The sequence below is a fragment of the Faecalibacterium longum genome (assembly GCF_040094125.1).
GTDB classification, from domain to species: Bacteria; Bacillota; Clostridia; order Oscillospirales; family Ruminococcaceae; genus Faecalibacterium; species Faecalibacterium longum.
The window spans coordinates 1-10,420 of sequence record NZ_JBBNIH010000136.1 but is presented as its reverse complement, the minus strand read 5'-3'; the positions used below and the strand labels follow the sequence as shown (position 1 = coordinate 10,420).

At 48.7% G+C, this 10,420-nt stretch carries 9 protein-coding genes; 3 read left to right on the top strand and 6 right to left on the bottom strand.

From position 1 onward, the window contains the following. Positions 1-431: 431 nt before the first annotated feature. Entirely contained in the window at positions 432-680 is a 249-nt protein-coding gene (locus AAAU26_RS07540) for a DUF6061 family protein (RefSeq protein ID WP_005928936.1), read from the top strand. Positions 681-1,068: 388 nt separating this feature from the next. Beyond that, on the top strand, positions 1,069-2,283 hold the full coding sequence (locus AAAU26_RS07535; protein ID WP_005928939.1) for an ATP-binding protein: 1,215 nt from the start codon (positions 1,069-1,071) through the stop codon (positions 2,281-2,283). A gap of 51 nt (positions 2,284-2,334) precedes the next feature. On the opposite strand, the gene AAAU26_RS07530 is transcribed toward AAAU26_RS07535, so the two are convergent. From AAAU26_RS07530 to AAAU26_RS07510, 5 genes are all read right to left on the bottom strand, one after another. Further along, positions 2,335-3,804: a toll/interleukin-1 receptor domain-containing protein gene (locus AAAU26_RS07530; protein ID WP_005928941.1), complete on the bottom strand. Its 1,470-nt coding sequence runs from the start codon at positions 3,802-3,804 to the stop codon at positions 2,335-2,337. Positions 3,805-3,813: 9 nt separating this feature from the next. Continuing rightward, the gene (locus tag AAAU26_RS07525) at positions 3,814-4,518 is read right to left on the bottom strand and encodes a TIGR02391 family protein (protein WP_005928943.1); all 705 of its coding nucleotides are present in this window, start codon (positions 4,516-4,518) and stop codon (positions 3,814-3,816) included. 5 nt (positions 4,519-4,523) lie between these two features. Further along, complete coding sequence (locus tag AAAU26_RS07520) at positions 4,524-7,151, bottom strand: DEAD/DEAH box helicase (protein ID WP_005928946.1); 2,628 nt, start codon at positions 7,149-7,151, stop codon at positions 4,524-4,526. Between the two features lie 14 nt (positions 7,152-7,165). Further along, positions 7,166-8,929: a site-specific DNA-methyltransferase gene (locus AAAU26_RS07515; protein ID WP_227619678.1), complete on the bottom strand. Its 1,764-nt coding sequence runs from the start codon at positions 8,927-8,929 to the stop codon at positions 7,166-7,168. 82 nt (positions 8,930-9,011) lie between these two features. After that, entirely contained in the window at positions 9,012-9,212 is a 201-nt protein-coding gene (locus tag AAAU26_RS07510; protein ID WP_005928951.1) for a hypothetical protein, read from the bottom strand. Positions 9,213-9,581: 369 nt separating this feature from the next. Here AAAU26_RS07510 and AAAU26_RS07505 point away from each other — a divergent pair, with 369 nt between their 5' ends. Further along, complete coding sequence (locus AAAU26_RS07505; RefSeq protein WP_005928958.1) at positions 9,582-9,794, top strand: hypothetical protein; 213 nt, start codon at positions 9,582-9,584, stop codon at positions 9,792-9,794. Between the two features lie 423 nt (positions 9,795-10,217). On the opposite strand, the gene AAAU26_RS07500 is transcribed toward AAAU26_RS07505, so the two are convergent. Further along, positions 10,218-10,420: hypothetical protein (locus AAAU26_RS07500; RefSeq protein WP_349176418.1), on the bottom strand; the 203-nt coding region annotated here is incomplete at its 5' end.

The window sequence follows — 10,420 nt, the reverse complement described above, 5'->3', positions numbered from 1 at the left end:
GCCATGAAATCTTTCGATTTCACGGCATTTTCTGGTGCGATGGAAGGGACTCGAACCCCCGGCCTACTGATTCGTAGAAACCAAACGGCATCTTTCATCCATATCCACAATTCACGAAGAATCGTCATTTTCATCGATGCACCGTGATTTTAGAGTTGTGAATCTATTGTATTCCTTTGCATTGTTTGCACTCCTTTGCACCTGTTATCCATCCTTGCAATGTGCAGAAAATGTGCAAAAGTGTGCAGAGCCAAAATCAGCCCTGCAAGACGACCTCAAACTCAACGGCTTTCCTGCTGGATTTTTGGGGCATCGGCAGAGCAAAAATTCCCAATTTCATCCAGACAACAATCTTACATCATACACCGGTTTTATGGCAGGGTTTAGGACATCCGAACAGACACCGTTTGATATAGAAAGTGAGGTTCACCATGAATAAACTGCTTTCCTGCCGCTTCAATATGGACACCAACCGGGTGGAAGCCCGGTTCGAAGATGGCACCATCGTTGCCATCGACTGCATCGCCGTGGAGGACGAGTACGGCAACGCCCCAGCGCAGCGGGCTGAACTGGACTGGCTGCTGTACAACAAGCCCTTGGAGTATGTGCAGATGGTGCTGGAAGGGGAGATGGAGCGCTATCTCTCCCTCAGCTGCAACCACGGTAGGCTGGAAGATTAAGCCCCTATAAAGAACACGATGCCCACCGACCTATGGTTTTCGCCATAAGCTGGTGGGCGTCGTTCGTTATTCGGGATTCTTTGGCAGGCGGTCGTACAGCACCACCGTGTCAGCGATTTCAATCTGTACCCTCTCTTTCTTGAGCAGGGTAACCGTCCAACGGATATGCCGATGGTTGTTTCATTTTTCTGTAACGGCATCTTGTGTGCCAATAAAGGGTGAAACCCTCCCTTTGCAGGGCTTCGCTTAAATAGTTGAGCCTTATCTGAAATCTTTTGTCGAATTCAGTATTTTATCAGTTATAACTTTTGGTTTTGCAATTTCTCCATTGAGTTTCAATCGTAAGTGTGATATACTGTGGTCGGCCACGGAAGGAGAGTGAAGTTTTATGATCAAACGCGAACTGTATATGAGCCGCATCCGTCCGTTTATCGGGACGGAGCTAGTCAAGGTCATGACCGGTATCCGCCGCTGCGGAAAGTCGGTCATGTTGGAGCTGATCCAGCAGGAACTCACGGAGTCCGGCGTCAGCCCAACACAGTTTATCGCCATCAACTTTGAGGATATGAGCTACTCCCATCTGCAAACCGCGCAGGCGCTGCATGATGAGATCACCAAACGCGCCAAGGAGATCGACGGCAAGGTCTATCTGTTTTTTGATGAGATTCAGGAGGTCAAGGACTGGGAAAAGTGCATCAATTCTTTCCGCGTTTCGCTGGATTGCGACATCTATATCACCGGCTCCAATGCAAAGCTGCTGTCTGGTGAGCTTGCAACCTATTTGGGCGGACGGTATGTGGAGTTTGTGATCTATCCGTTCTCATTCGGAGAGTTCATGGAGCTGTACCGCTCGATCAGTCCTGATGCGTCCATTCAGCAGTGTTTCCAAAAGTACCTGCTTGCCGGAGGGATGCCCTATCTCGCAAACCTCCGCTATGCGGATGCGCCGTCCAAGCAATATCTTCACGATCTGTTCAACTCTGTCCAGCTCAAGGACATCGTGAAGCGAAATAAAATCCGTGACGTTGACCTGCTGGAACGGATCATTGCCTATGTGATCGCCAATGTGGGAACGACCTTCTCGGCGACCTCTCTTGCAAAGTTCCTGAAAAACGAGCAGCGCACCGTTGCCCCGGAAACAATTCTGAACTATATCAAATACTGCTGCGAGGCGTACCTGTTCTATCAGGTGAAGCGGGAGGACTTGCAGGGCAAACAGATCCTTGCCTCCAACGAGAAGTATTATATTGCCGATCACGGAATCCGCGAGGCGGTCTTCGGCGGCAATATGCGGGACATCAACCTCATTTTGGAAAACATCGTCTATCTGGAGCTGCTGCGCCGGGGCTATGAGGTGACTGTCGGCAGGACGGGCGATAAGGAAATTGATTTTGTATGTGACAAGCGCGGCGAAAAGCTGTATGTTCAGGTCACTTATCTTCTGGCATCGGAAGAAACAGTCAACCGCGAGTTCGGCGCGTATGATAGCATCCGCGACAACTTCCCGAAGTACGTTGTTTCCCTCGATGAGTTCGACATGAGCCGAAACGGGATCAAACACCGGAATATCCGCGATTTCCTCTTGGCGGAGGAATGGAACTGAACAGGAAGCCCGGCATCACGTCAAATGGCGCGATGCCGGGCTTCTTAAAACTCAAAATGGAAAATCTAAATGATAGGCATCTTTGACTTTTTGTAATTCCTCCATAATCTTATGGGGACAATTAAAAAGGAGCTCCTGTAGAGAAGGGAATAAAGTATACTCTCGCGGATTTCCATAGCTTGTCCAACTGCTTGCATATACAAGCTCATTTTGAACAAAAAATTCAAGGCAGCTTCCATAGTTATTTGAAAGTGTGGAATCAAGTGTGTTTTTGCTCTCCCACTGCCTTATATTTTCGATTTCTCCTTCTGCCATCCAACGGTCACCAAACGTGCGCATTCTCTCTTCCACGATATAAGCAACAAACAGCCGTATATTAATATCAAGCGTGTCATCTGACCAGATTTTTTTGAATATGTTGACGGCTAATTCAATATGCTGATCCACGCATTTTTTAAGTGGTGGAAGCACCCGTGCTACGTTTGCAGAGTATTTGCGGAAAGTGTCGATGCCAAACTCCAGAGTATCGTTATTCAAAGCCCCGTTATCAAAAGATGACAGCAGATCAAACGCGTTATCGACATTTACGCCACGGATTTCGCATTTGTTTAACCAACTTGAAATAGTAGATTTAGAGACTTTTCGAACATTTTCATGAAGTATGTAGTATAGCACGATTCGTTCATCGTCCGTGGTTATTTCTGCAATAGTATCTGCGATAGAAATATCAGAACCACCCGGGGGCAATTCTCTCACTTTCAAATATTCTGCATACCTTGTTCTAAGTTTATTATTCTCGTATGTGATAAGACTGGCTTTTGTGTGCGGAGCCGATACCGCTTCGCTCACAGTATCATAAATGTACGAAATATCTGTATCGGAATCCAACCGCCTTAACTTATATTCGTTATTTAGGAATCCGTACATGTTGCCCGAATTAATTTCCGGCAAGGCAACTGGAATTACAGGAACGTCCTCATACCAAAGCACTCCCGCTTCATTCAGGCAATAGGCACTCTGATAATAATCATGCGAAAGAATCGCAATGTTAACTGCGCTGCTTTTCAGCGCAGATCTGACTTCATCAGAAATGCGTTCATTTATGTCGTTGCCCGGCAGAGAAGAGCAGAAAACTGCTTCCTTAGAAATTCCGGTTCCTGCAAAAAAGTCAACAAGCATATCCGCAATACCTTTATCAGTTGATCGGTGGCTTATGAAAATTGTATTTTTCTCCTTTTTCCCTTGTGTTGCATTGGTGGGGTTATGCGTGTTATACTCAGCCAATCGTTCACTATATGTTCTTGCAGAATTATTTAGAATGACAAAGTATGGCTCATTATCAGCCCATTTAACATCAATATAGCCGAGTTCTTTTAGTTCTCTTATGATACCGTCAAGTTCTTGCTCTTGTTGCGTAGAAAGCCCGTTGTATTGTTTCCGCAATACCTGCGTAGGGTTTTCTGAACAGACCAGCTTTAACAGTAACCCTTCAGAATTAGATGGAAGTTTTCTAAAATCCATAGATTCTCCTTATAATTGCGGCTTGTCTAACACATACATCAGCTGGCTTGCCAGCATTATTTGCTCCATAGCCTCACGTTTTTCATATTGAAGATTAGCATGAGCCGCAGGATTGCGATAGGCTGCCATGATTCCTTCAAACAGAGATTGGATTCCACGTCGGTAGTCCCTGCCACTGGTAGTAGTTGTGTCACAGAATTTGAAAGCGCCGTTCTCGCTCATAAGTGCGCCAATCACATCGCCGATCTTTGAGGGAACTGCTGCGCCAGGTTTTAACTCTGAAAACTTTTCGCGCAGACGTGATTCCACTTCTTTAATTGCCTTTTCTGCCGCAGCTGAACAATGACCATCTACAAATAACTCACGGGAAACATTCACAATCCGCGGGTGTATCTCTGACCAGAACTGGACAACAACGGGTTCTGCTTTGATATGGCGAACAATTACCACCAACTCGCCAAATGCCGCAGGATTCAGGAAAATAGCACCCACTTCGTTTTGCTGAAAAAGTATATTTGCAACACAGGGGAGCGTAGTCGCATAAAAAGGATAGTCTGCTTGGATTCCTCTCGTAATTGCATTGATCCATTGGTAAACGCGCTGAATTTCCTGAGGCGTGTGGAGAAACTGCATATGCAAGTTTGCATTTGTAAAGTCTATCCACTTTCGCAGCTCATACAGTTCGTTCTCATACGGCAGTTTCAAAGCACGCACCTCCCTTACAGCGCCTTTACCGTGTCGATAAACTGGCTCATGCTCATTGCACCCGGCAAGAGGTTTTCCTCATTCTCAAATACCATGTAATAGCGGAAATCCTTGCCTGCTGCTGTACGCCACGCCTGACCGAGTGCGATTTTCTCCCGGCTGTCACCGTTTTTCAGGTGGTCGCCCTTGGTTTCCGCGCAGATGAGCTTGCCGCTTTGGGTCATAATCAGAATATCCGGGTAATGCTTGATAAAGCCGTTGATTGAAAAGCCCTGTCTGGCAATATTCCGATGCCACCAACGGACATTTGGCAGGGCGGTCAGCTCTACGACCAGCTTTTGTTCCAGTTTGTTCATGTCGCCGTCCTCCGCCGTGTACAGCGAACGGGCGTATATGTCAGTATGGGTGGTGGGATGGATTGCGAGGGGCAGGCGGAACGAGGGCTTGCAGACAATGCGCTCCGTTTCCAGCCACTTTTCAAAAATTTCCCGATAGTGGGCTTCCAGCAGCGTTTCAATCTTGTCACGGATCTTCGCCGCATAGCCCAACGGCGCTTTCTCCATGGCGGCGAGCTGCGCCTTGTCCATATCGTCCACAATGCGGTCTATGTAGGCTTTCAGCTCGGCAGCGTCCACCATGTTCAGTTTGTTAAGCTGCTTGAACATCATGTCCTTGCATTGGCGCACCCGGCTTTCCTGCGGCAGATTGTTGAACCACTCCTTGAAATACCGCTGCTCGGCGCTCTCCATCTTGAACACCTTCGGCAAACCGCCGTCCTGCTCCCGCACGTCGATTTCGCGGATTTCATCGTCTGCGGCGGCAAAATCAATGTCGTATGCTTTGCCCTTGAGGGTAAAGCCCTCTGCCAGCATTTCCTTGTCCAGCAGTTCAAAAGAGCCGTCCGTAAACAGAGATTGCTCGATTTTCAGGAAAAACTGCGGGATTTGCAGCGTTTCAATATCCTCCCGGAACTGCGGGTTTACCCCAAATGATTTCACTTTATCCCGCACCTCCCACGGAAGATTGTCCATCACCGGGTCATTGCCGGTCTGCTGAATTGCATCTGTATATGCCTTTTCGACCTCTGCGGCAGCGTCCAGCATGGTGTCGGCCTTCGGGGCAGTTTCAGGCGTTTGCGCCTGTTCTCTGCGCCGCTCCAACTCTGCCCCGATCAATTTCCCATCCAGCCCCGAAAAATCGTCCTCTGCGGTTTCCAGTTCGGAAACTCCTTGCGGGTCAGGCAGCGTAATTTGTTCTGCTGGCTGTTCGGGAATCTGCGGTTTTGCGGACTCCCCGATCCGATAGTCCTTATCGCTGAAACCTGCGCTGTTCAAGCCCTTGACGATATGCGCCACGGTGTTGTTGAAGTCGTTGGAGGAAGTCAGCACATAGGACATATTGAGTGCGCTTTGCGTATGCTGGCTCGTATGGGGCAGACGGAGAATCCGTCCCAAAATCTGCTCCACGTCAACTTGACTTGTCTTATTGGCAAGGGACGCAAGAATATAGGCAAAGGGGCAGTCCCAGCCCTCTTTCAGCGCATTGACCGTGATAATATATCGGATCGGGCAGTTTGGGGACATCAACTCCACATTTTTCAGCTCGTTCACATCGGCGGTACGAATGGCAATTTGATCGGCAGGAATCCCGGCGTCCACCAGCTTGTCCCGCAGTTTTTCAAAGGTGGTCGCGTCCTCCTTGCCCTTCGGCTGTGCCTGAAACAGCGCGATAGGACGGATATATTTACCCGTCTTGGCGTACTCCGCGTTTGCGATTTCTTCCAGCTTGTTCCGCAGGTCGATTGCATCAGTCAGTACCTCGGCTTGGCTGTCCCGGTTATAGACGATCACCGGCAGCTTGACCATGTGTTCGTTTTTCAGCTGCACCGCGTCCACATAGGAGATGATATTGCTCTCCTTTTTCGGTGTGGCGGTCAAATCCAGCACAAAGCAGGGATTGAAGTTTTCCAGCATTTCAAGGCTCAATTCCGACCGGGCATGGTGGCTCTCGTCCACGATGACAAGCGGGTTAAGCTGGTTGATGATCTGGAACAGAGCGGTTTCGTCCGCTTTTTCAATGGGGCTGTCGGGCTTGCCCAGCACCTTTGCAAACGCGGCAAGATTGCTGTTTTCCTGATAGGCTTTCAAGCCCTCCTTACCGCGACCGCGGAAGGAATCATAGGACAGCACCATAACCGACAACTGCTCCGTTACGGCCGTGGGGTTGAAGTTCTGACCGTTCAAAAGCTCCTGCTTGGTGTAGACCTCCACACGCCCGCCGAAATCCACGTCGATTTTTTGGCGGTAGGGATGGGAGGTGTCTTTCAGGGCTTTCGCCGTCTGTGTCAGAATCGCGTCCGATGGAACAAGCCACACGACCGCCTTTGTCTTGGTAGCGGGGAGCGCGTCAAAGATAGGGCGAACGGCGTTGCAGGCAATGAAGGTTTTGCCGCCGCCTGTCGGTACCTTGAAGCAGAGATTTGGAACACCGGGTATCACGTTTTGGTATCGCCCTAAAGCCGGTGCGCTCTTTTCCCGCCAGAACTGCTCAAACGCTGTCATATAGTTCTGCGTTTCGTTCAACAGTTCCAGATAGCGGGTCAGGTCCGCTATCACTTTTTTCTGATAAGATTTCAGTTCCATACAGCGAACACCCCTTACAGTCTGCTAATATCTCTCGGTATTTTCTTGAATGTAACGCCCATTTTTGCCAGCTTGTCCTCACTGATGGAGCAGCGGTCGGCGTAAATCACCGTTCCGTCGGCTTTTTCCGTAATGGTGGAGAGGAACGCATAGTCCAGCACCGTCACGCGCTGCGGCTCGTAGTAGAAGTAATAGCCTGTGCTGTTGTGCTTGCCGAGGTAATAGGGATTTCCGCCGCTGGGCGGGGCGTAGGGCTGCTTTGTTTCCATGAACCAGATGTATTCGCGGATTTTCTCCGGGGCAACCGCTTCGTTCAGGCAATCGCCCATAAGCAGCGGTTCGCCAAGATCATAGAAGCCGAAATTGCCGCCTGTGCCCTCCACGGCGTTTTTACCCTCACCGTAGCCCTTGATAACGCGCTTCACGCGCTCGGCGGTGATGCTGTCGGCGTAGTCCATCATCTCGACAAGAATAAACTTGCGGTGTCCGCCGTCCGCTTTGTTCATGTTCAGCACCGCATGGGCGGTGGTGCCGGAACCGGCGAAGGAATCAAGGATAATATCGGCATCTTTTGTGATTGCTTGAACCACGCTTTCAATCAGTGCAACCGATTTCGGATAGTCGAACGTTTTGGGCGATTCAGGAAAAATGTTTTTAAGCGTTTGCGTTCCGTTAACAGTGAAAAATGCTTTTTCAGCCCATATCGTAGGAACCTGTCCGCCTACGGTCTGATTTTCTCCAAATAACAACGTCGGAACACCATCTTCATGCCCTAAAACTTCCAACTCGCCGTCTTTGATTTTCTTGATAACTCCGCTTGGCAAATACTGGACACTGTATTGGTTCTGATTGCTCCCGCTTTTGTTTTTTGAGATTTTTATATAGCCTTTTTCCCAATCCGCTTGTAATCGTCCTGAAATCTGCCGCCAGACACACTGCTTGCCTTTTGCTGTTACGGGCCAAACGGCAACTTTCCCTTGTGGAGCGATAGAGTAGTCATATGGAAAATCAGCTTTCTCTCCGGTGTATGAGCCGTCATCAATTTGCTCTTGTAATGATTTTCCTACACCAGCAAATACACCATTTTCGTCTATAAAAATTGGATATGTCTGATTTGGACGTTGTGTCTTGTCGAACGTACTCAGTGTAAGCCCCTCGAATGGCGTTCTGTTATTCCCGCCACAAAAATCAAGTGCGTTTGCGTGAAAGTCCGCAGGCACAACAAAAACCAGATACTCTTGCACATAGTTAAAACCGCCTGATGGTTTCCCACCAGAAGTTTGTACTGTGACAGTCACAATCTGCTTTGTCCCAAAAATCTCTCGCAAGAGATTTACAAGATTATGTAGTTCATGGTAGCTGATGCTTATAATTAAGCATCCATCATCCGCCAGCAGCTTTTGCAGCAGCTTCAAGCGCGGATACATCATGCACAGCCACTTGTCGTGGCGGGTCAAGTCCTCGCCCTCTTTGCCGACGACCTCGCCCAGCCATTTCTTGATCTTGGGGTCGTTGACGTTATCGTTATAGACCCAGCCCTCGTTGCCGGTGTTGTAGGGCGGGTCGATGTAAATGCACTTGACGCGCCCCTCATACCGGGGCAGCAGCGCTTTCAGGGCTTCCAGATTATCGCCCCGGATGATCATGTTTTCACTGCCGTTATCTTCGCTGTGCTGTCCGTTTTCATCAAAGCTGTACTTGCGCTCCAACACCCGAAACGGCACTTTCTGATGGTGATTGATCACCTTGCTTTTTCCAATCCATTCAAGTGTTGGCATGGCTGATTTCCTCCTGAAAATAAAGCATATTTCGTAATTCACAATGCAGAATTTTCGACAGATTACAATTATGCATTACGCATTATGAATTATGAATTTTCTTCTTGATATACTTGCCGTTCTTGATTCTTGCGTCCGCCGGTTTCTCTGCGTCCTCTGGAATCCCCCAGACCGAGCCAATGCGGATCGCACCGGGGACACGCCCCTCGCCGCACAAAATCTGAATACGGCGGGTGGAGATACCCCAGCGTTCAGCGGTTTGCGCGATTGATAAATACTTCATGGGCAGCACTCCTGTTGCAGTTCCGTTCTGCGTCTGCTTATAAAATCACAGTATAATTATAATCGTCAAAGCGAATAAAAGCAAGGACTTTCCGGAAAAGCTCAGGAAGTATCTTCAACCTAAAAAACAAGGGTTTGGGGCTTTCCCAAAAATCAAAATGGGCGTATCGGCTGCAAGGCTGAAACGCTCATTTTCCCGGTGTGTACGGACACCGGATGTGCTTGCTATTCTCTCAAATCTCATATCCGCAGATACAACGCGCTCCCGCTTTCGCAAAAGCAGGGGCGCATATTTTTTGAAAATTTCTCATTTTGATCCCTGCGTTTTGACTTAAAAATGTCCGTTGTAAAGTGAAAGGAGTTCTTTGATATGCCAGACCGCACGCGACCCATCCGCAAGGAAATCTGCCTGAACGAGCAGGGGTTGAATCTCATCCAGCACAAGATGCGGCAGTTGGGAACGCACAACTTCGGTGCGTATGCCCATAAGATGCTGATCGACGGCTACGGTACTTTACACTTCACTTTTCATAAGTCCTACTATCACCGCTTTATCACAATAAATTTTACAAAACCATCTTGACGCACCTTGCAAACCGTGATACCCTTTATCGCAAATCCCGCCGAGCTTGTCGGGGCAATGCCCCTCCATCTTGCTGCGCAAGACCGCTCTGCCGCTTAAAAGCCCCACTGGGGCTTTCATTGCTACGCAAACGCGGTCTCGTCGAAAAGTACAGAGTGGCGAGGATTTGTTCCCTATGAAGATTTTTACCGCCCCGCAACACACCCGATCTATTTTGCCGCCGTTTCACCCGACAAAATCATCGCTGCGCTGCGTGGGCGGTATTTTTCTTTTTTACAAATAAAATCTTATGTAGTTGTTCAATCTTCCAAAATTTGTTTTTAGTTGTTGACTGCACAACCACAAAGTGTTATTCTGTGCTTGAAAGAAGCAGGTTGTAGTGTCTGCACTGCGTCCGGCTTTCTTCATATTGTACCTTGAATCTTACATAAGCCGTCTGAACGAGATACTGCGCCATGACCTCACGCTTTCTGTGGGCGAGCCGGACAACGCCGCTGCAAAACAGGGGTAGGAACTGCGTTCGGTGTGAACGGTGACCATGAGCAGGGACTTTGCCTTTTCACACGTTTTGCTCTGCAAAATTTTCAACGTGCATTGCGGTTCGACTTCTGAAATTTTCAGTGTTG

What these genes read in the sequence shown, in the direction of transcription:
- AAAU26_RS07540 (WP_005928936.1), top strand. Translation starts at nt 432, where the DNA reads ATGAATAAACTGCTTTCCTGCCGCTTCAATATGGACACCAACCGGGTG.
- AAAU26_RS07535 (WP_005928939.1), top strand. Translation starts at nt 1,069, where the DNA reads ATGATCAAACGCGAACTGTATATGAGCCGCATCCGTCCGTTTATCGGG.
- AAAU26_RS07530 (WP_005928941.1), bottom strand. Translation starts at nt 3,804, where the DNA reads ATGGATTTTAGAAAACTTCCATCTAATTCTGAAGGGTTACTGTTAAAG.
- AAAU26_RS07520 (WP_005928946.1), bottom strand. Translation starts at nt 7,151, where the DNA reads ATGGAACTGAAATCTTATCAGAAAAAAGTGATAGCGGACCTGACCCGC.
- AAAU26_RS07515 (WP_227619678.1), bottom strand. Translation starts at nt 8,929, where the DNA reads ATGCCAACACTTGAATGGATTGGAAAAAGCAAGGTGATCAATCACCAT.
- AAAU26_RS07510 (WP_005928951.1), bottom strand. Translation starts at nt 9,212, where the DNA reads ATGAAGTATTTATCAATCGCGCAAACCGCTGAACGCTGGGGTATCTCC.
- AAAU26_RS07505 (WP_005928958.1), top strand. Translation starts at nt 9,582, where the DNA reads ATGCCAGACCGCACGCGACCCATCCGCAAGGAAATCTGCCTGAACGAG.